This is a genomic window from Piscinibacter sp. XHJ-5 (assembly GCF_029855045.1).
GTDB lineage: Bacteria > Pseudomonadota > Gammaproteobacteria > Burkholderiales > Burkholderiaceae_C > Albitalea.
This window is the reverse complement of record NZ_CP123228.1, coordinates 859,064-880,380: the sequence shown is the minus strand read 5'-3', so window position 1 is coordinate 880,380 and position 21,317 is coordinate 859,064. Positions and strand designations below refer to the sequence as shown.

At 69.6% G+C, this 21,317-nt stretch carries 15 protein-coding genes; 4 read left to right on the top strand and 11 right to left on the bottom strand.

Annotated features, from left to right (window positions below):
* Positions 1-66: 66 nt before the first annotated feature.
* Positions 67-1,707, top strand: coding sequence for a winged helix-turn-helix domain-containing protein (locus P7V53_RS04160; RefSeq protein WP_280154216.1), 1,641 nt, complete (start codon positions 67-69; stop codon positions 1,705-1,707).
* Between the two features lie 9 nt (positions 1,708-1,716).
* Here the strand turns inward: P7V53_RS04160 and P7V53_RS04155 are convergent, their stop codons facing one another.
* The 11 genes from P7V53_RS04155 to P7V53_RS04105 all read right to left on the bottom strand — a co-directional run bounded on the left by P7V53_RS04155 (position 1,717) and on the right by P7V53_RS04105 (position 16,193).
* Entirely contained in the window at positions 1,717-2,109 is a 393-nt protein-coding gene (locus P7V53_RS04155) for a GFA family protein (RefSeq protein WP_280154215.1), read from the bottom strand.
* A 52-nt stretch (positions 2,110-2,161) separates the two neighbouring features.
* A complete protein-coding gene (locus tag P7V53_RS04150; protein ID WP_280154214.1) occupies positions 2,162-3,190 on the bottom strand; it encodes an RNA methyltransferase in 1,029 nt (342 codons plus the stop codon).
* A gap of 31 nt (positions 3,191-3,221) precedes the next feature.
* Entirely contained in the window at positions 3,222-3,659 is a 438-nt protein-coding gene (locus tag P7V53_RS04145; RefSeq protein ID WP_280154213.1) for an OsmC family peroxiredoxin, read from the bottom strand.
* A gap of 98 nt (positions 3,660-3,757) precedes the next feature.
* Positions 3,758-5,884 carry an HlyD family efflux transporter periplasmic adaptor subunit gene (locus tag P7V53_RS04140; RefSeq protein ID WP_280154212.1) on the bottom strand — a complete coding sequence of 709 codons (2,127 nt, stop codon included), beginning with the start codon at positions 5,882-5,884 and terminating at the stop codon, positions 3,758-3,760.
* Positions 5,885-5,906: 22 nt separating this feature from the next.
* Complete coding sequence (locus tag P7V53_RS04135; RefSeq protein WP_280154211.1) at positions 5,907-7,232, bottom strand: HlyD family efflux transporter periplasmic adaptor subunit; 1,326 nt, start codon at positions 7,230-7,232, stop codon at positions 5,907-5,909.
* A gap of 17 nt (positions 7,233-7,249) precedes the next feature.
* Positions 7,250-8,002, bottom strand: a complete 753-nt coding sequence (locus tag P7V53_RS04130; protein ID WP_280154210.1) for an efflux RND transporter periplasmic adaptor subunit — start codon at positions 8,000-8,002, stop codon at positions 7,250-7,252.
* Positions 7,999-9,507: a TolC family protein gene (locus tag P7V53_RS04125; RefSeq protein ID WP_280154209.1), complete on the bottom strand. Its 1,509-nt coding sequence runs from the start codon at positions 9,505-9,507 to the stop codon at positions 7,999-8,001. Before P7V53_RS04125 ends, P7V53_RS04130 begins: the two co-directional genes overlap by 4 nt.
* A gap of 46 nt (positions 9,508-9,553) precedes the next feature.
* Positions 9,554-12,439: an Ig-like domain-containing protein gene (locus tag P7V53_RS04120; RefSeq protein WP_280154208.1), complete on the bottom strand. Its 2,886-nt coding sequence runs from the start codon at positions 12,437-12,439 to the stop codon at positions 9,554-9,556.
* Complete coding sequence (locus tag P7V53_RS04115; RefSeq protein WP_280154207.1) at positions 12,402-13,574, bottom strand: hypothetical protein; 1,173 nt, start codon at positions 13,572-13,574, stop codon at positions 12,402-12,404. The genes P7V53_RS04120 and P7V53_RS04115 overlap by 38 nt, the downstream gene beginning before the upstream one ends.
* Position 13,575: 1 nt before the next feature.
* Positions 13,576-14,232: a glycoside hydrolase family 19 protein gene (locus P7V53_RS04110; protein WP_280154205.1), complete on the bottom strand. Its 657-nt coding sequence runs from the start codon at positions 14,230-14,232 to the stop codon at positions 13,576-13,578.
* Positions 14,233-14,243: 11 nt separating this feature from the next.
* Positions 14,244-16,193 (bottom strand): phospholipase D-like domain-containing protein, encoded by a 1,950-nt coding sequence (locus tag P7V53_RS04105; RefSeq protein WP_280154204.1) that lies wholly within the window; start codon positions 16,191-16,193, stop codon positions 14,244-14,246.
* A 186-nt stretch (positions 16,194-16,379) separates the two neighbouring features.
* Between P7V53_RS04105 and P7V53_RS04100 the strand changes: the two genes are divergently transcribed.
* Genes P7V53_RS04100 through P7V53_RS04090 form a run of 3 tightly spaced genes read left to right on the top strand, consistent with a single transcriptional unit; the run spans position 16,380 to position 21,231 of the window.
* On the top strand, positions 16,380-19,598 hold the full coding sequence (locus P7V53_RS04100) for a hypothetical protein (protein ID WP_280154203.1): 3,219 nt from the start codon (positions 16,380-16,382) through the stop codon (positions 19,596-19,598).
* Between the two features lie 53 nt (positions 19,599-19,651).
* Positions 19,652-20,455, top strand: coding sequence for an SDR family NAD(P)-dependent oxidoreductase (locus P7V53_RS04095; protein ID WP_280154202.1), 804 nt, complete (start codon positions 19,652-19,654; stop codon positions 20,453-20,455).
* A 2-nt stretch (positions 20,456-20,457) separates the two neighbouring features.
* Complete coding sequence (locus P7V53_RS04090; RefSeq protein ID WP_280154201.1) at positions 20,458-21,231, top strand: SDR family NAD(P)-dependent oxidoreductase; 774 nt, start codon at positions 20,458-20,460, stop codon at positions 21,229-21,231.
* The last annotated feature ends 86 nt before the right edge of the window (positions 21,232-21,317 follow it).

Genomic DNA, 21,317 nt, shown 5'->3' with positions numbered 1-21,317 from the left:
CGGCGTCCCGATCGCTCGGCGAAAATGCCCCGAAACTCCGCCGAACGCGCCCGCCGCGCAGTCGCCATGGATCCGCCTGCCTCCCCAGCACGCCTCGCACTCGCCGGCGGCTATGTGCTCGACCTCGCGGCCCAAGCGGTGCGCGACCCGGACGGGCGGCCGGTGGGTCTGCGCCCGCAGGCCTTCGACGTGCTGCGCGTGCTGGCCGAACGGCGCGGCGAGCTGGTCACGAAGGAGGTGCTGTTCGCGCTCGTCTGGCCGGGCCTCGTCGTCACCGACGATTCGCTCGTTCAGGCGATCGGCGACATCCGTCGAGCGCTCGGCGAAGCCGGGCGCGGCCTCGTGCGCACGGTGCCGCGGCGCGGCTACCTGATGGAACTGGCGGAGTCCGCGCCGGCCGGGGCCGCCGAACCCGCCTCGCCGCGCGGCCGCTGGCGCTTCGCCGCCGCGGCTTGCCTGGCCGTCTTGCTCGCCGCCTTCGCAGCCTGGCGCTGGTCCACTGCGCCGCCCGCACGCGTGACGCAGCCGTCGATCGCCGTCCTGCCCTTCCGCGCCCCCACGCCCGAAGGCGAGCCGCTGGCGCGCGACCTCGCGGCCAACCTCGTGTCCGAGCTTGGCCGCAGCGCCGACCTGCGCGTGCTTGCCAGCCAGTCGAGCTTCGCCCTCGCCGACCAACGCATGCCGCTGCTTGAGATCGGTCAACGGCTGCGCAGCCGCTATATCGTCGGCGGCACGGTGCGGCGCGATGGCGAACGCTTGTCGATGGCGATCGATCTGCTCGACAGCGAGGACGGCCGCGTGGTCTGGTCGTCCTCGCACGATGTCGATCGCGAGACGCTCGCAGCGGCGCAGCGCGCGCTTGTCGAGCGCATCGCTGGCTCGCTGCAGGCGCGCGTGGCGCGCCACGAGGAGCGACGCGCGCTCGAGGCGGCGCCGCGTTCGCTCGACGTCGTCGCGCTCACGGCGCAAGGCCGCATCCTGCTGCGCCGCTACAGCGCAGAAGGCATCCGGGAGGCGCGCCGCCTGTTCGAGCAGGCGATCGAGCGCGACCCCGGCTACGCGCCGGCGTGGGTGGCGCTCGGGCAGGTCAACAACGTCGACATCGGCACCCGACTCACCGGCGAGTGGGACCGCCGCCGCACGCCCGAGGTCCTGTCGCAACTCGAGCGCGCGATCGCTCTCCAGCCCGGCCTGCCGCTCGCTCATCTGGCACTTTCGGAAGCGCAGGGGGTGGGCGGTGCGTTCGACGCCTCGCTCGCGTCGGCTGCACAGTGCCTGCGCCTGAGCCCGAACGACGCCGGCTGCCTCTACGCGCTGGGCGCCGCCGAGCTGCGTGTCGGCCGTGTCGCCGAGGCCGTGGCCCACCTCGAGCAGGCGCGTGATCGCAACCCGGTGGCGCCTGCGTTCCTCTCGGCGTTCTACGGCAGCGCGTTATGGGCGGCGGGCCGGCATGAGGATGCGCTGCGCGTCGCCGACGAATGCCTGGCGGTGGCGCCGCACTTCCACCGCTGCCGCGTCGACCGGGTATCCGCGTTGGCGGAGCTGGGGCGCGTGGCCGAGGCTCGCGAGGAGGCCGGCCGTCTGCTTCAGCGTGCGCCCTCGATGACGGCCGAGGAATTTGCCGGCGGCTTCGCTCCCGCGGCCCGAGCGCTGCACACTCGACGCCTCGCGGTGGCCCGGGCGATGGCGATCCCCGCGCAGGACTGATGCGGCGACCTACTCCTCGAAGCGACTCGTGGCATCACGGTCGCGGTCGTATCGTCTCGTGAGCGGAAACGGCGGCAACCAGGACTCGCGGCGAATGATCCAGCTCTCGTAGGTCGGCGTCAGCTGGTTCGGGGTATCCAGGGACCCGATGTTCACTTCGATCTCGTCGGCGGTGCGTGCGAAAACAGACGATCCGCAGCGGGGACAGAAGAAGCGCCCGGCGTAGTCGCGTGTTTCGCCGGCGATCGTCACCGCGTCCTGAGGGAACACCGCGGACGCGTGGAAGAGCGCGCCGTGATGCTTGCGGCAGTCGAGACAGTGACAAAGGCCGACCCGGTACGGGCGTCCGGACGCCAGGATTCGAACGTTGCCGCACAGGCAGCCGCCCGTGAATCGGTCCATGCTGCGTCTCCTTCGATCAGGCGCGCGGAGTTCCCACAACACTCACGACGCGTTACGTCGCGCCGGTGGGTGGTCGATGCACGTCGATCACATGCCGTGCGCGCAGCTGGCCGCATCCCGCGTCGACGTCCTGCCCCGCCGACTGCCGCAGCGTCGCCCTCACGCCGCGCCGCTGCAGCGCGTCGGCCATGGCCTGTGCGCGCTGCGCCGACGGCCGCCGGAACGCAAGCCCGTCGACGCTGTTGTACGGAATCATGTTCATGATCGCGTACCGACCCTTCAGCAGCGTCACGATGCCGTCGAGCTCGTCGTCGCCGTCGTTGATGCCTTCGAGCAGCGTCCACTGGTACTGGATGGGGTAGCCGGTGGACCGCGCATAACGCTCTGCCGACTCGACGAGCTCCGCCGGCTCGATGCGCGGCGCGTGCGGCATGAGCCTGGCACGCAGCTCGGCGCGCGTGGAGTGCAGCGACAGCGCCAGGGCCGGCTTCACCGCACCGCGGGGCAGGCGGTCGAACACCCGCCGGTCGCCGACGGTGGAGAACACGAGGTTCTTGTGCCCGATGCCGCCGGCCGTGCCCAGCAGCTCGATCGCCTCGAGCACGTTGTCGAGGTTGTGCGAAGGCTCGCCCATGCCCATGAACACGACCTTCTTCACCGTCCGGCGCGCCCGCGCCAGCACGACTTGGGCCACGATCTCGGCACTGCCGAGCTGCCGCAGCAAACCGTCGCGGCCGGTCATGCAGAAGGCGCAGCCCACCGCGCAGCCGGCCTGGGTCGACACGCACAAGCCCTCGCGCGGCAGCAGCACGCTCTCGACGGTCTGGCCGTCCGCCAGCTCGACGAGCAGCCGCGCCGAGCCGTCGGCCGCCGGATGCTCGGAGCGAACCCGCGCAAGCCGGCGCAAGTCTTCGATGAGCGAGGGCAGCATGTGCCGCACATCGAGCGGCAGGAAGTCTTCGGGCCGGCGCTTGCCGCTGTCCTGCGGCAGTCCGTAAGCCCACAGGCGCAGCACGCGCTGCTCGTGACAGGGCTTGGCGCCCTGCTCGCGCAAGCGCGTGCGGATGGATTCGATCTGCATGGGAGGCGGGATGGTACGCCCGCCTCCGGCCTCACGGCTTCAGCGTCGCGACCAGCGTGATCTCCGGCACGCTGGCCAGCGCCTTCGACAGCGGACAGCCGGCCTTCGCGGCCTGCGCCAGCTCCTGGAACTTCGCCTCGTCGATGTCCGGGATGCTGGCCTCGAGCGACAGCGCGATGCGGTCGATCGCGAAACCGTCGCCCTGCGCCACCAGCCGCACGCTGGCCTTGGTGTCCACCGTGCGCGTGGCAAACCCGGCCTTGTCGCACGCGAAGGAGAACGCCATCGCGAAGCACGCCGCGTGGGCGGCGCCGACCAGTTCCTCCGGATTGGTGCCGCGCTTGTCGTCCTCGAACCGCGTGGCGAAACCGTAGGGCGCTTCCTTCAGCACGCCGGTTTCGGTGCTGATGCGGCCCTGTCCCTTCTTGCCTGCGCCTTCCCAGTGCACGCTGGCTCTCTTCTCGTTCATGACGCACTCCTTTGTCGGGGATTGGAGCGCCCCTTCTACTCGCATGTCATTGACTGCGCTGCCATTGGGGGTGAGCCACGGCGCGGCGCGCCACGACCCTAGAACGCCGCCTCGCGATGCCACCACGCGGCGGCCCACCGGAACGCCCGCATCGCAAGCGAACGGCGCTCTCCGTGCAGCAATGCGACACCCAGGACTTCGCAGGCCGGCGCCGCCTGCAGGTCGCAGCCCTCGAGCCGTACCCGAAAGGTGGGCCGAAGCGGCACGATGCGTCCGTCGGCACGCTGTCGCGCCGGGATGCGGCCGCCGTACATGCTTGCCACCGCCACCTGGTCGAGCTCGCTCAGCGGTACGGCGTCGACCACCGTGCGGCGGCATTGCACGGGTGAATGCTCGGGCGCGTCGGCAATGAAGGTCGCCTCGCCGCCGTCGCGCGCCTGCGGCAGTTCGGATTCGTCGACAAACGCCTCGACCTTGGCGCCCTGCCACCCGGCCACGCGCAGCAGCTTCTCGCCTGCCGAGACCCAGCGTCCGGGGCCGGCGTCTTCAGAGACCTCGAGCACGACGCCGTCGAACGGCATGGCGAGGTTCAGCCGCTGCGTCTCCCGCTGCAGGCCTTCGGCTTCCTCGCGAGCCGCTTCCCAGCGCTTGCGCAAGGCGGGCCCCGCTTCCATGAGCCTCGCATCCAGCGTCTGCTGCGCCACCTGCCATTGCAGGCGTTGCGCGCGGGAGGTCGCCAGGTCCAGGCGAGCCTGCAGCGCGGGCGATCGAATGGCCACCAGCGGATCGCCCTGCCTCAGGCGTCGGCCGACGCTCGGCCAGGTGTCGCCCATCTGCCCCGCATGCGGCGCATACACCGCCAGCGCCGGTGCGGCCCCGAGCACGGCGGGAACACGCACGGCGGTTTGCCAAGGCCAGAGCAGCGCGGCGAGCAGAGCGGCGGTCGACACGGCCAGTCGGCAGGTGGCGCGGTTGCAGCGCAGGGATTTGCGGCGCGCGTGCCACCGCTTCATCTCGCTCACCGCCGGTCGCCCGACGAACCAGGTCAGCTCCACGGCCATGAGCAGCACCCCCAGTGCCTTGAAGAACACGTGATAGACGATCAACGCGATGGTGACGAACAGCACCAGCCGATACAGCCAGGTGGCGAACGCGAAGGCAACGAGCCCTCGCGCGCGTGTGCGGGAGAAGATTTCGGGCGGCGCGTCGCCCCAGCCGAACAGTCGTTCGCGCAGCCACCACCGGGCGAGCGCGAATGCACGCTCATGCAGGTTGGGCATGTTGATGGCGTCGGACAGCAGGAAGTAGCCGTCGAAGCGCATGAAGGGGCTGGCGTTCACGGTCAGCGCGATCAGCCAGGTGGTCGTGGCAAGCTGGAACGCCGCGGCACGCAGCGGCGCCCATGCAGGGGTTTCAGGCAGCAGCGCCCACGCCAGCAGGGCGTAGGCGGCAAGCGCGATCTCGCTGAGCATGCCGCCAGCGCCGATGGCCAACCGATGCCGCCGTGACGCGAGCTTCCAGGCTTCGGTGGTGTCGGTGTAGAGCACCGGCCACAGCACCACGAATGCGATCCCCATGGTCGACACGCGGCAGCCATGCCGATGCGCCGTGAAGGCATGCCCCAGCTCGTGGAGGACCTTGGCGAACGCCACGGCGAACGCCATCGCAACGGCGCTGTCCCAGGTCGCGCAGGCCGCCAGGCTGTCGGTGAAGTCATCCCAGCGGCGCACGACGAGAACCCATCCGAGTACCGCTGCCATGGCAGTGAGCCACCAGAAGGCCGGCCGGTACGCCCAGGCGACGTGCGGTCCGAGGCGCTGCAGCCAGGGCATCGGCTGCACCAGCGGCACGCGCAGGCAGAGGTAGTGCCGCAGCATCCAGCGGGCGAACCCTGTCCGCCCCGCACGCGCCGTCCGGGCGAGGCACTCGCTGTCCTGCGCGCTGCTTGCCTGGAGCAGGTGGTTGTGCGCGAGCATCTGCCGCAATGCCGCCACGTCCGCGTCGACGATGCGCAGCGTGGTCTCGCGCCGCACCGCGTCGACGATGCGGCCCACGCTGCCCAGCGTCCAGCGCGAGAGCACCTCGAACGCCGGCCAGGGCAGCTCGTAGAAGCGGTTCACCGCCGGGTCGTGCAAGGTCCAGGTCGGCGACCCGTCCGGCGCCGGGGGCCCGGCATGCAGGCCGAGGTCCTGCCGCAGCGGCGGCAGCGCGCCAGCGGCGTTCACGCGGCAACCCCGGCCCGGGAGCTCACAGTCCCGACCATTGCCGCAAGGCGGCGAACGGTCGCCGCAGCACCACGTACAGCAGTGGCGCCCAGGGGCCGCGCACGCGTGCGGTGCCCACCTGGCCGAGGCGCGGAAGCGGCTGAGCGGCAAGGAACTCCGCCTTGATGCGATAGGCGAGGTGTCCCGCCGGCGAGGGTTCGGCCCGGTAGGCGACACTCTGGATGCGCGCCTGGAACGAGGCCAGCGGCTCGCCCTGCGGGTACAGGGTCAGGGCGTCGCCCGGCTGAAGCTCGATGTGGTCGGCCGCCGGAAGATACGCTGTCAGCTCCACCTGCGTCGGGTCGGCCACCAGCAGGATGCGCTCCCCGACGGAGACGGCCTTGCCGAGCCAGTCGTTCACGTCGGCAAACACCGCGATGCCTTCGCGCTCGGCCTTGACCTGAACACGGTCGAGCTGGTCCACCGTGAAGTCGAGCTCGACCTGCTTTTCCTGCAGCTGGCTGCGCCTGAGCATGATGTCGGCACGCTGCTTCTCGTCGGTCACCGCGGCCTGGGCCGACTGGCGCAACTCCTCCTGTGCGGTGTCGTAGGCCTTGCGAGCGACCTCGTGGCGCGTTCGCAATGCCGTGGTGTCGAGGCTGAAGAGCACCTGCCCTGCCTTGACGGGCTGGTTCGGCCGGACCTCGAAACGCTCGACCACGCCATCCAGCGGCGCGCGCACCAGCAGCGGCTGACGGGGAACGACTTCGGCGGCCCCGAGCACATCGATGCGCATCGGAAAGACGCAAAGCGCGGCGGCGGCGAGCCACAGCCGGCGCCGGGACTTGCCGCTGCGCCACCACCCCAGCATCCGGTCGATCCCGTGCTGGCGCGGCCGGAAGCCGGCAAGCGCATGGGCGAACACGTCGGCCAGCTCCCGCAGCAGCGCCATTTCGGCTGCGCTCCAGGGCTCGCCGCGCGCCAGCAGCAGCGCCCCGTCGGGCGCTGCATCGCGCTGCAGCGGCAGCCACATTGCATGCAGCGGCAGCCATTGGTCCCAGGCATCGAGCAGCCGTGCAGGCAGCGTCGCCGTGTCGATTTCGCCCGACGGAGCGGCGCTGTCGGCGAGATGGCGGCACAGCGCCGTGAGCCACTGGACGAACGGCGCCGTGGGATCGGGCTGCGGCACGCCCGACACGGCCTGCACGCGCGGCAGCCCGAGGGCCGACCACAGCGCGGCCTGCCGATACGGCACGAGCGCCACGGTTTCATTGACCGCCACGAAGCCGAGCTCGGCGAGCTCGCGTGCCGAGCGTGCCCGCCGTCCCAGCTGCAGAAGCGTCAGCAGCGGCTGAACCGACGAATCCATGGCGCGTGAGAACCGGTTCAGTGCGGGCGCGGAACCACCGCCCAGCCGCTCATGCCTGACATCAACGCCGGGTCCTGGGTCATCACGCCCACCACCGACACGGTCTGGCTGACCGGCTCGATCTGCGCGCCCACCCGCTGGACCTTGGCCGGAAAGCGCCGGCCCAGCTCCTCGACGTCGACCTCGAAAGCCGCGCCCGGCTTCAGCCAGGCAAGCCACTTGGAAGGCACGATCATGCGCACCTCCAGCGGACCGCCGTCGAGGATGTCGAGCAGCGGGGAGCCGGGCGTCACGTATTGATGCTCGGCAGCGTGCCGCTTGGCGACGCGCCCGGCGAAGGGAGCCGCAATGCTGCAGCGGCTCGCCATGGCACGGGCCGTCGAGGCGTCGGCCTGGGCCTCTTTGAGCCTCGCCGCGGCCTGATCCACTTCGAGCCGGCCCACCGAGTGGAGCTCGGCCAGCCGCTGGTTGGACTGCGCCAGCGCCCGTGCCGCGTCGACGCCGGCATCGGCCTTGCCGAGCTGCGACTGGTACAGCGAGCAGTCGAAGCCCACGAGCAGCTGCCCGGCGCGGAACGCATCGCCGTCGCGCAGCGGCAGCGCGGCGATGCGTGCCGCGATTTCGCTGGAGATCGTGACGCTGTGGCGCGACCCGAGCTGTGCGCGGATGCGGTCGTCGCGGTCGGCAGGCGGGGCCGCCATGGCGATCTGCGCGAGGGCACCGATCAGCGCGCAGGCGAGCACGATCGTGAGGGCGCGCCACGCCTTCACGAGCTGCCCCCGGGGTCGACCGTCTCGGTCCACGCCCGCTCGCAGGCGCGCACCGCTTCGGTGAGCGTCTTGATGTCGTGTCCGTCCACCGACGACGGCAGCGGATCGAGCCCGAGGGTGGCGATGACCTGCGCGTAGGCACCCTGTACCGCGCCATAGCTGTGATACAGCCGCAGCTCGGACATCATGGCCGCCGCTGCCGCCCGGATCTGCTCCAGCTTGCCCTGAGCGCTGGCCTGCTCCGCGTTGCGGCTGTGCTGCAGGATGCGTTGCTCCACCGCATGCAGCTCGCGGGTCATCTCGTGCTGTCGCACGCGAGCCAGGTACTCGAGGTGCGCGACGTGCACCTGCGTCAGCACGGCCATGCCGAGGGCCAGGCGCTGCTGCCTTGCGAGGTCGAGCTGGGCTTGCGCCAGGCCGCGGATGCGACCGGCGTTCAGCGCATTCAACAGGTTCCAGCTGACGCGCAGGCCGGCGTCCCACCAGGTGTTGTCGACGAGGTAGCTGTTGCTGTCGTAGTGCCCGCCGAGACTGATCTCCACGCCGGGCAGCAGTCGCGCCAGCGCCTTGCGCGTCTCGAGCACGCCGATGCGTTCCTGGTAGTGCGACTCCACCAGCTCCGGTCGGATCAGCAGCGCGACTTCTTCCATGCGCGCCGTGCGCAGCGTGACGCGCGGCACCGGCAGCGCGTCGGCCGGCACGACGCTGAAGGCGAGGCCCGGCTCCAGGTTCATCGCCGATGCGAGCCGAGGCTTGGCCAGCTGGAGCTCGTCGCGGACCGCCTCGAGCTGGCGAATGATGTCGAGCAGCTGGCGCTGGTAGTTCAGCGGCTCGAGCGGCGAGCGCACGCGTTCGGACTCGGCCTGGCGCGCGTCGACCAGCGCCTGCCGGGCCTGCTGCAGAACCGGCTCGATGCGCGCTTCGAGCTGCTGCGCGCCCGCGGCCTGCCAATAGGCCTGGCGCGTCTGCTGCATCACGAGGTGCAGTGCCTTGCGGCGGCGTTCCTGCGCCGCGAGCGCGCGGTCGGCCTGCTGCCGGGCCTGGAAGTAGCTCACGCCGAAATCGAGCACGTTCCACGACAGTCCCAGGTCGCCCAGGACACGCTCCCGATCGGTGGCGGTCGAAGGCGCGAGCGACTGCAAACCGGTCGTGATGTCGCGCGACGATGCGGCGAGCTCGGTGTCGCGCCCCGCATAACCCGCGGCGAGGGTGAGCCGCGGCAGCAGTTCGACCCGCGACAGGTCGAGCTGCCGCTGCGCCACTGCTTCCTCCATCAGCCGGACGCGATGCTCGAGGTTGTACTTGACCGCGCGCGCCATGGCTTCTTCGAGCGTGATGGCGCCCCGCACAGGCTCCTGCTCGCGGAACAGCGCCTGCCGATCCGCGGCCATGGCGGCCCGGCGCTCGTCGATGGTCAGGACGCGGGGCTGGACCGCGCAGCCGGCAAGGGCTGCGGCGACCAGCGCGGCCCAGAGCAGTCGTGCGGAAATGCGACTGGAACTCAAGAGAAATCCTCCGTGAAGTGGCGATGCATGTCGTGGCCGGTGCAGGTCAGCGGGGACCGTGCCCGAGGGAACGGGCATGCGCGACCAAGGCGGCGCGCTCGGCCATGCGGCCGTGCGGACCGTGGCGCTCGAATTGCGCGGTCAAGCCCGCACGTCCGGCCGCCGGCACGTCCTTCTGCTGCGGCGGCTCGGCGTCCGTCTGCACCGGTGCGGTCGTGACGTCGATGACGAGCTGTGACACCGCTCGACGGCCCTGGTCATCGGTGGCGACCACCTCGATCACCACACGCTGCGCGACGCCTCGCGGCGGTTCGCCGGCGAGCGTGCCGGTCATGGGATCGAAGCGCAGCCAGGCCGGCAGCGGGCGACCGTCAGCGAGTCGGACGTCCACGAGCACAGGCGCAAACGCCGGGTCGAGCCCGCCAATCGCGCCGGGCAGCGCGATGTGCAGCGGGCGTCCGGCCTGTGCATCGAAGCGTCCCAGGTCGGGGATCGCCTGCAGCGTCGTGACGTCCCCGAGCCGTGCCTCGCTCCACGCGTCGGGTCGGCCGGGCAGGGACGTCGCGCCAGGCGCGCCCGGCAGATCGGTCGGCACGGCGACGATCGGCACCCGATCGGCCGCAGGCGCGGTGGAATCGAACGGCGGCGGCGACAGCAGAGGCGCCACCGGCGGCGTGGCGAGCGGCGGCGGCGGGGCCGACGGCGGTGGGCCGGACGGCGGTGGCTCGGACGGCGGCGGGCCGGGCGGCGGCGGAGGACTGGGCGGTGGTGGGCTGGGCGGCGGTTCGCCGCCCGGCGGCGGGGCGTCGACCCGCACCCCGGTCGTCGAAGCGATGGCGTGAAGCGTCACGCTTCCCGGGTTGCCGACGGCATCGTGAAACGTGGCGCCATTCGGATCGAGCGCCGTGGCGACGGTGATGCCGTCGCCGTCGCGCTGACCCGGGACGACGGTGTAGCGGAACGTCAGCGCACCGGTCCCCGATCCACTCACGTAGCCGGCGAAGACCGTGCCGCCGCTGTCCAGCGCAATCCCCAGGCGCGGCACGGCGCCGGCATCGACGGTCACGATTTCGTCGAAGTGGACCGTGAAGTCGAGCGCGTCGCCGGCGGAGTACGTGCCGTCCGCAGGAACGGAGACCGACGTGACCGTCGGGCCGGCGGTGTCGACCGCGTAGGCGTTGGAGGTGATGGTGCCCGCTCCCGCGTTGCCGGCTGCGTCGGACACGCCGGCGGCGTCGAGCGTGATGACGTTGCCCGGGTTCGTGGCTCCCGGTGCCGGGGTCAGCGTCGCCGTCCAGGTGATGCCTCCATCGTTGGACGCGAGGCTGCCGAGGCTGCCGTGCGGCACCGACAGGTCGTCGACGGTGAAGCCCGTCACCGCCTCGCTGAAGGTGATGGACACCGGCGAAGTCTCGCCGGCGGCGAGCACGCCGTCGGCCACGACGATGGACGCGGTGGGACGCACGCCGTCGACCACGATGGCCCGCTGTGCGCCCAACGAGCCCGTGGTGCCGGGCACGGGCAGCGTGACAACGGCATCGAGCCCATGGTGGTCGCGGACCGTCGCACCGTTGAGCACCAGCGCGGACGTCCCGGCGCTGTCCAGGTCGGCCGCCAGGTCTCCTGGTTGAACGACGTACCTGAAGCTCAGCGACGAGGTGCCCGAGCCGGACACATAGGTCGCCACGCGGTCGCTGCTGCCGGTCTCGAGCAGCAGCGTCGGCGTGCCGGCGGTGGTGTCCACGTCCACCGCGGAGTCGAACCGGATCGTGATCGTGACGACGTCGCCGATGCCGTAGACGCCGTCGGCGCTGCTCGAATCGATGCCGACGGCGCGCGGGTTGTCCGCCACGACGGTGATGGCAATCGTGTCCGTGTCGAACCGGGGGCCACCCCCGCCGGACGCTGCCTGATCGCTGGTGGTGATCTGCAGCGAGGCCGGACCGTCGTAGCCCGCCGACGGAATGAACACCAGTCCGTTCAGTGCGGCGTTGATGTCGGCGCGATTCGCGGTGAAGGTCATCGTGGCGTCGCCCGCGCCGCTGCCGGCCGAGAACACCAGGCCTGCCGTGCTGCCGAGCGTCAGCGTACCGTTGGCCGCCGTGAGGGTGACCTGCAGCGCGCTGCCGGCGGCGTCGATGTCGTCGACGCCGATCGCATTGCCGTTGGCGCTGCTGAACACCAGCGATCCGCCCTCGATGACGTTCTGCGAAGCGGGCACGCTGTGGACCGGCGCGTCGTTGACCCCCGCAACGGTGCCGCCGGAATTGTTGAACCCGTAGATGAAGAACGGGTTGTTGTCGGCGTCCTGGTAGATGAACACGCCGTCGCCGGCGAGGTTCAGCGGGTCGGTGACGGTGTAGGTGCTGACGGCGATGTCGGCGCTGAGGTCGATGCCGTGCGACACATCGGTCAGCGTGGTGGGGGCGTCCGAGCCGCCGAGGTGCAGATCGAGCACGGTTCCAGCGGAGACCAGGCCGCTGGTCGTCCAGGTGACGACGCCGTCGCCGGTGGACAGGGCGGTGAAGTTGCCGTTGACGCCGTCCCATCCCTTGTCGGTGATCTTGATGGTGGTGCCGGTCGGGATGTCGACCAGCGTGGCCATCGTGACGGTGTCGGTGAGCGCGCTCCATCCGAGCACCACCATGTCGCCCGCATTCAGGGTGTTGAGGACGTGGGCGTAGGCCGCATCGGAAAGCGCCTCGGTGTCGATCGGGCCGGTGTTGGCTTCGAGTTGCCAGTCGCCGCCCTTGGCTGCGGAGCCGGTCCAGTCGGTCGAGGCGGCGACGTCGGCGCCGGTGATGGCGGCGAGGCTGTCGACGAAGGACCGTCCCGTCTCGCCTTCGGCCACCTTGCAGCCGTACAGCAGCAGGCCAGATGCATGGGGTCTGTGCTCACGGCGCCTGACGGGCGCGCGCCGCCGCCATCTCACGGGCCGCTTGCCTCGCCGCTGCCTGCTCGGCGGCGCGCACCACGCCGGCCTCGCTCGCCTGATGCCGGATCTCGGGGACGCTGTTGGCCACGTAGGTCCCTGAACTCAAGCCGAGCAGATACAGCAGCTCCGGCGTGAACGTCGGCATCGCCAGGTGGTAGTAGACCTGCGCCACGAAGATGATGGACAGCGCCAGCGTCCAGACGAACATCTGGAAGCGGTAGATCGAATAGCCGTTGCCGTCGCACATGAGGTCGCGAAAGAACGCACGCAGGGCGAGCAGCCGGTTGCTCCGCGGCTGCGGGGGAAGCGCGTCGATGACGAGCTCGGTGGTGCCCTCGCGTACGACGATGCGCTCGGCCAGCAACGGATCCATCGTGCGTGAGCGCAGGTAGGCATCGCCCACCGCGGTGCCGGCGCTGATGCCCAGGAGCGAAACCACCGACACGTTGACCGTGGCGTAGTTGCCGGTGGCCAGCCAGATGAGGATGAAGCCGCCGAAGATCACGAAGAACCACAGCGCCATCTGCACCTTGGCCAGGCTGTAGCGGCTGGCCGCCTGCCCCGCCGGGTCGACATAGGCCTCGGTCAGCAGCGACGTGGTCATCGCCAGGCGAAGAAACAGCAACGCGCCGACGGCCACCACGGCCAGCGACAAGACCGCCCAATGGGGCTCGAGGACGACGAGCGAAGCGGGCTGCTTCTCCAGCGTGTAGTCGGTGTCGAGCGGGTCGCCCCGCTCGGCTCCAACCGAGAAGCGAATGTGCCGGGTCAGCGTGGGCGGGCTCAGCACGTCGACCCAGACGCCCCGGTTGTCTTCCTTCACCGAGAGGTCGTACTGCAGCCGTCCCGTGCGCAGGTTCACCGAAGTGGGATACACGGACTTGAGCGGCCGACCGTTCAGATAGGGCACCAGCTGCCACGCGGAGTTGCCCGGGTGGGCGGCCCAGGCTTCGAGGCCGGCCACGTGCACGTCGATCGGACGGCCGACGCGCAGCTCGCCGCCGAGCTGAACCACGCGGGGCGCAGGCTCCGCCGCCGCATCGCCGGCCGGCGCGGCGCCTGCGGCGGTCGCCATCCACAGGGACGCTGCAGCCAGCAGCCGCAGCACGAGCGAGGCGGACAGGGTGCGCATGTCAAGCCTGCTGGATGACCCGGCGCGCGAGCTGCCAGTAGTGGACGCGCGAATCCATGCCCTCCGTGCCGCCGTTGATGGCGAAGGTGATCTCGCCGAAGGCCTCGGCCGTGTCGGCATCGGCCAGCTCGTTGGCGCCGATGCGCTGCCACATCGCCGCGGCCGACATCGCCGCATTGAGCGGCTCGACCAGCAGGTCCGGGTTGAGCAGCACGTCCACGCCGATGTCTTGCGCGGCGTCGCCGTAGTTGTTGCGGCCGCTGATCTGGAGCAGGCCGCGACCCCGGTAGCGCCAGCCGTCTCCGCTGCTCACCGGGCCGTTGCCCATCCGGTCGGCGTAGACGGTGTTCGCGATGAGCTCGGGGTGCCCTGCGTACTCGTCCGCGTCGAGACGGCCTGCCGGCTCGTCCGGCAACAGGAAGAACCGGTGCGGCCACACCGCGCACAGCCGCGCCGCCGTGTAGTGGAAGTTCTCCACCAGCTGCGAGAACCCGTCGGACTCGTGCGCCAGCTGCGCCAGAAAGGCCGCCAGACGCGCGGGGGTGGCCACGGCATAGCGCTCGCAGGCCATCGTCAGCGCGGGCTGCCACACCTGCGCGCGGGGCAGCCCGCCTTTCATGAGACAGGCCAGAGCCTGCGTGTCGATCTGCATCGCCATCCCCCCGCAGTTCAGCCGAACAGCAGCCGGTCCGCGCAGCGCAGGTCGGACTTGTCGAAGAACTTGTCGCTCCACTTGTTGGTGGTGCCCAGGTGCCATGAGGCCGCGGCGGCCGCGTGGGCCCGCGAGGTCGTGGCCTTCACCTCGGCGGCCACACCCTTGTCCTTGTTCTCGCGCGCCTTCTGCGCCACACGGTCCAGGAAGTCGAAGTGGTCGACCAGCGCGACCGCTTCGATCGCGAAGGCGGTCGCCACGCGCGGGTCGCGGATGATCACCAGGTTGTCGCCGTTGGCGCCCTCGCCGCCCAAGGCAAGGTTGGACGAGCCGCAATAGACGGCGGCATCTTCGCGGTTGAATCCGCAGACGACGAACTTGTGGTGGATCTGGTGACCCAGTCCCACGTCGCGCACCTGGTCGAACGGCGGCGGCAGGGCCAGCTTGCCCGGCTTGCCGCACACCAGCACGCCGTCGCGGCAGCCCGGCCGGTACAGCGACGTGCCCTTGGAGGTGTCGGACACCCCGTAGCTGAACACGTTCTGGCTGGCATGCAGCTCGCTCAGGACCTTGTAGACGGGGCTGGGGCTGCCGTCGACCTGCATCAGCGCGAACAGCACGCTGCCGTCCTTGGCGCCGCGATCGCGCTCCGCGCCGATGCGGTCGGCAAGCTCTTGCAGCAACTGCTCCGCCACCTTCGGCGGATGCGGCGAGAACGTGATCTCCGTCTTCGGCAGGCGCTCGCCGCCGAAGTCGTACTTGCGCTGAGCGAGCTCGGTCTTGAGAAAGGCTTCGCGCGACGCGTTGCCGGCCCACACGGTCTCGAACAGCTGTGCGTACTGCTTGCACACCGCGTCGTCGCTGAACACCAGCACGTGGTTCGAGTTGACGTACAGGCCCGTGATCGAGAAGTTGGTCGATCCGGTCAGCACGCGGCACGGCCGATCGCCGTCATAGAGGATGAAGATCTTGTCGTGCGCGTAGCGGCCGAACTTGCCTCGACGGATCGCCGCCGCGCCCTTCTCGGCGCCTTCGAACAGCTTCTGGAAGCGGTCTTCCGCCGTCTTTCCCTCCGGCCCGTGGTGCAGGGCGGCATTGTCGAGCAGCATGCGCGCGCGGCCCTGGCGCGCAAGCTCGAGCACGGCGCGCAGCACGTCCGGCTCGTTGAGGTCGTAGGCGAAGACATCCACCCGCATGCCCGGCTTGGCCGTCGCCTCGCGCAGCAGCTCCAGCACCCGCGCGCGGGCGGTGGAGCCAAGCCATGCGTACTGCTCGTCGAAGGTGTAGGCGCGGCCTTCGGCGTTGCGGCCGGACGGCAGGTGGGTGTCGTACAGCAGCTCGTCACCGGCCGGACGCAGCAGCGCCTTCAGGCCGAAGTGATGCTCGAAGGCCTGCGACTGCGTTGCCCCGCGCGTGAAGCCGAGTTGGAGATCCCCGACCTCGAGCGGCCCGACCTCGACGCTGACGGTCGCGCCGAGCGCCGGATCCAGCGGCAGCATGCATTGCGCGTCGTCGAAGTAGCGCGGGGTGACGGTGTATTGATAAGTGCCCGCGACGGCCGCGACGTCCTCGTTGGCCTCGCCCGGCACATGCAGCCAGCGAAACGTGTGCAGCGGTGCGTTGATGGACGAGTTGTCCGGCTCGGTGTGGCACTGTGCATGGCGCGACGGATCCTCGAAGCGCAGCGCGTTGTGCAGGTAGAAGGCCTTGCCCGAGGGCGCCCGGCATTGCACCGTGAAGCCGGCGAGGTTCTTGCGGTGGCTCTCGTCGACGAGGTTGAAAGCGAGCAATGTCTTGAAGTCGCCCCTGTGCGCCTTGATGGTGACGATGGGGCCCTGCTGGGAGGCGTGTGTTTGCATGATGGGAAAGCTTTCGCCGAGGTTCTGAGGAGGAGCGGGGGTGCCGTCGCCGGCATGCGGCTGTGCATGGACGGTCGGCGCCGCAAAGGTGGCACGGGAGGTCGGCATGCGGACTTGCAAAGCACGCCGTTTTCCATGCGCCGCGGCAGCGCCGTCGGGCGGAGTGAAACGCTTCACGGCCTTGCCGCCGGACGAGCAGACCGCCCATGCATGCGGATCGAGCCGCATGCGCTTGCGCATCTGCCGTGTCGTGAGGGGGACGTTGGCGTCATCGGTATCGCTCCGGTGTCGTGCATGGCCGCGCTCCATGGCAGGCCGATGCATCCACGACAGAGTAGGTGCGGCGAGCGACGCCTCCCATGGGTCGTTGTCGCAGGCAGGCCGTCGTTTTTTCCTAGGCCGCCGGCGGGCATCGGCAATCGACGTAGGCAATCCGCCAGTGGCGGCGCGCGGACCCGGCTACACACAATGCTCGGCATGGAAACCACGGCCATTCACGCCGCCGCGTCACCCGTCGCCACGGCCTTCACGCTGGCGATGGAGGGCAAGGGCGTCCAAGCCGTGGCCCTGCTGCACCAGCACCGCGCGGATCCCACCTTCGCGGCTGAATTCAAGTCGCAATGGGCGCACTGCACGGGCTCGTCGAGCGAACGCGCCTTTGAGCTGGCCAATCACCTAGTGGCAGGTCTGGATCGGTTCGACCAACCGTTCCCGAATCTTTTCGGCACCATCTTGTCGGCCGAGGCGAACAGCGCGCCCACCGCGTTCGTCAAGCGTCTCGTGCAGCTGGAACGCGGTGCCAGCGGCTGCAAGTGCCTTGCCTCACCCGAGGCCTGGGACGTGCTCTTTGCGTTGGCCGAAGACCTTCTGTCCAAGCCCGACGCGGACGGGATGATGGTCAGCGCGCTGGCAAAGCTGATCAGGCAGCACGAGCGGCGCGATCATGTGGCGCGGCTCATGGACCTGGCGAAGAAGATCGCACCGAAGTCCCGGGGTTATGCGCACGCAACGGTCGCGCTCAACCTCACGTCGTATCTCGACTGCGCTCAGTGGACCGGCATCATCGCCGCCATCGCCACCGAGCCGTCGCCGCAGCCTTTTTCGGTGAGCTCATTGGCCGCGGCACTGCGGCTGCTCCCCAACGTCGATGCGGTGAGCGATGCCGCCTTGCGGCAGTGGATCCAGTTCCTGCTCGACCACAAGGAGCAACACCGGTGGCTGCCCGCCATGCTGGACTGCGCCTTGGGCGCCCGGGTGCTGAAGCTCTTCTTCGGAGAAGCTTCGGTCCTGCAGCCTTGGGAGGCCGTCGACACGCCTCAATTCGTGGTCAACCTGGTGAAGTTGCTGATCTCGCACGAGTCCGGCCCGGCACCGGTGATCAGCCACCTCATGGCCGGTGAAACGCTGCACCACCACCGTGCCGCGGTGGAGTTGGCGCAGGCGCTCGCGGAAGCCGGATGGGTGCAGGCAGGCGACTGGGACAACACGATCACGCTGATCAGCCAGTTGCTGGGGCGCGACGTCGAGAGAGCGTGCAAGCACGTCGTGTCGGGACTCATGCGAGCGTCCCTGCTGACCCCGGAACGGGCCCGTGCGCTGCTCCGACTGCGGCAATCCATGCGAGACCCGGGGGACCGATTCGAGCTGAGCGTATCGCTGCTGCCCGCCGGCGGCGCACTCGCCAGTGCAGACGTCTGGGCGGAACTCTGGCGCGAGGCCAAGGAGAACCTCAATGCCGCCAGTTGGACGCAACCGATCGGGGCCTTTCTGAACGCCGCATTCGGGTTCGCCGCAACCGATGTCGCCGCCCCCATGGCCTTGTGCACCGAGATCCTGAGCACTTCGGCCACCACCTCGAGCCTGCGCGTCTGGTTGTGGCAGCTTCTGAAAGCCCCTGAAAGCGCCGCCCGCCTCGGGTTGTTGTTCCGGGCAATCGTTCAGTGCGATGGCAAGACTCAGCGCGTGGTGCTGGACAGCCCGGCGACCCTGGCGACGTTTGCCGCCGGCGCTCCAGAGGCCTGGACCGCGGTTCCGCCCGCCATGCCGCTGCCGTCGAGCGCGCCCGCCAGCTTTCTCGCCGATCTGGTGAGTCGGCTGTGGACCGCCCGATGCGGCCATCCGGCCGTCTGGCGGCAGATCGCGAACTGGGTCGCCCCGTTGCCTGCCGCCGAGAAAAGCTGGCTGGAGATCTCGATCCGACTGACCCTCGATGCGGGCCACAAGCAGCGCTGGTATGCAGAGCCGGTTCCCACCTCGCCGGCCATCCATGACGACGTCGTCGCCCAGTCGGATGCGGGATGGAGCAAGTGCGTCGCGCTGGCACTCGAGGTCGGGCAGTGGAACGGCCGGGCCATCTACCAGCAGGCGCTGCACCAGGGCCTGACCACCGGCATGCTGGGATGGGATCAGATTCCGGAGGTGCAGAAGTACCGCGCCGGCTTGCGCAAGAGGCATCCCTCGATCGACTGGGACCTCGTGTTCCGCGGCTGCGCGTCGAAGAAGCTCGCGCCCAAGCGCTTTTGCACCGCGCCGCAGCTGTTCGCGGTGCTGCAACCGTGGGTCGTGGCGATCCGCCGGCTGGCACAGGCAGCGATCGACCACCTGCAGACCTTGCCGGTCAAGGACCGGGCGGCTGCCGCGGTCGCGCTCATCGGCCGCCTGAAGCTCCTGGGGCTGTCCCTGCACGGAAAGCCCCGCCACACCGACATCCAGAACTGGAAGATCAAGGGCAGCAGCTTCGACGTGCTGATGACGCTGATCTTCGGCACGGACGAAGAGTGCCTGCTGACCGAAGACATCCTGAGCAAGATCGTGGTGATGAAGAACCGCACGCTGGCGACGCCGATCCAGGACCTGCTGACCCAGCTGCAGACGCTCGCGCCGCAGGCCAAGGCGCAGATCGAGCAGCTCGAGGCGACCCGGCAGGCGCTGGTCGCCTTCATCGGCAGGGACGACTTCCCGGCACACCACGACAACTACCACCTCTTCGAGCTCGAGATCCTCGACAAGGAGCATGTCGCCTGCCTGGTGCTCGGGGAGGAGGTCGGGTGCTGTCTCTCGCCCGGCGGCCAGTATCGCGTTCGGCTTCTCGAGCGGCTGGCAGGCCCCTGGGTGCTGGTCGCCGTGAAGGACCAGAACGGCAAGGTGGTGGCCGTCGCATGGTGCGTGCTCTGCATGACGAGCAGCGGGGCACCGTTCCTGGCCAGTGACTACACCAACCTCAAGCGGCGTCTGCGCGAGGTGGTCGATATCGACGGCCGGGAAGTGATTCTCCCGCAGGGCGGGGCGACGCTCGATGCGCTCGTCGACTGGCTGCCCGACGTCGGGCGCGCCGTCGGCGCGCCCCAGGTTCAGTACGGCACGCTTTCATGGGAGGTCAAGGGATGGCGTCCGGCCATCACGTCGGCGCCTCAGGCGCTCAAGCTGACGATCATCGAGCCGCCCATCGTGGACAACAGCTACTACCTCGACAACGCCGCCCAAACCAACGACGTATGGATCAAGTTGAGCTGAGAGAGCCGCAGCCCCGCCCTTCATCGGCGGATCGACATCTGGCAGGTCACGCAGTGCTCATCACCGGAGCTGGAAGTCCGACAGGCATCGGCTATGCCACCGCGCTGCGCCTGGCACGGATGGGCGCCAGCGCCGTCGTCACCGACATCGACGCCCGCGCAGAAGCTCGGGCGCTGGAGCTGCGGGCACGCGGATATGCAGCCCGTGGCTACGTTTGCGACCTCTCATCGCGCTCGCAAGTCGACGCATTCATCGCCAGCGTCATCGAAGACTTCGGCACCATCTCGGTGCTGGTGAACAACGCCGGCATGACGCTCGGCGGCCAGACCGAGGAGTACGAGCGCTTCGATCAATGCAGCGACCGGCACTGGGACATGACGATCGAGCGCAATCTGACCACCTGCTTCAACGTGAGCCGTCGCGTGCTGCCGCACATGGTTCAGCGCCGCTATGGTCGCATCGTGAACGTGTCGTCGGTCACCGGTCCGTTGGTCAGCGTTCCCGGCGAAGCGGCATACGGTGCGGCGAAGTCGGCCATGATCGGGATGAGCCGCGCCATCGCGCTCGAGGTGGCCGAGCACAACATCACGATCAACAACGTGCTGCCAGGCTGGATCGCCACCGGGTCGCAGACGCCGCATGAGCGCGAGGCCTCGCGGAACACGCCCCTGCGTCGTGCCGGAAGCGCCGATGAAGTGGCCGCGATGATCGCCTTTCTCGCGTCGCCGTGCGCCAGCTATGTGACCGGACAGGCGTTCGTGGTCGACGGGGGCAACAGCCTGCAGGAAGACAAGTCGGTCCGGCCATTGCCCGGCTCGACGCCCGGTACACGGGTGGCGCAGGCCGCCGAGGACTGAGCATGTTCGACCCGCGCCTGTTCGAGGGCAAGGTTGTTCTGATCAGCGGTGCAGCGGGCGGCGTCGGCTCCGCCGTCGCACGCCTGCTGCGCCGCAGTGGCGCCGAGCTCGCTCTCACCTCGACCGATCCGCAAAGACTCCATGCGCTTGCCAATGAACTCCGTGCACCGGCGATGGTCGCTGACATGGTCAAGGTGGCGGATTGCCAGCGCGTCGTCGACGCCGTGCTCGCCCGGCATGGGCGACTCCACGCGGTCGTCAACTGCGCAGGCAGGTGGACCGAAGGGGACAGCGCTCTCGTGACCGAGGAGGAATGGGACCGCTGCGTCGACGTCAATCTGAAAGGCACCTTCTTCATCTGCTCCCGAGCCATTCCGGCGCTGAAGGCAACGCGAGGTGCGATCGTCAACGTGGGCTCGGACGCTGGCGTCGTCGGCAATGCCGGTTGCGCCGTGTACTGCGCCAGCAAGGGCGGCCTGGTGCTCATGGGCAAGGCGCTCGCGCTCGAGTTGGCGCCTTTCGGGATCCGCGTGAACACCGTGTGTCCGTCCGATATCGCGACGCCGATGCTGCATCGACAAGCCGAGCGCTTCGGCAGCGGTGATCCGCATGCGTACCTCGATCGTCTTCTTGCGCGCTACCCCCAACGCCACGAAGCTCGGTTCATCGACCCCGAGGAGGTGGCGAGCCTGATCGCGTTCCTGCTCTCTTCACGCGCGGCTCCCATCACCGGCGCCACGCTCAGCATGGACTTCGGTGTCACTGCAGGCTACTGAGCGACCGCCCTGGCATGGCGCCGGCAGGCGTAGGCAATCTGCCGATGGATGGATCCGCCTTGTCGGCGTTTTGCCCATGAAAAGAC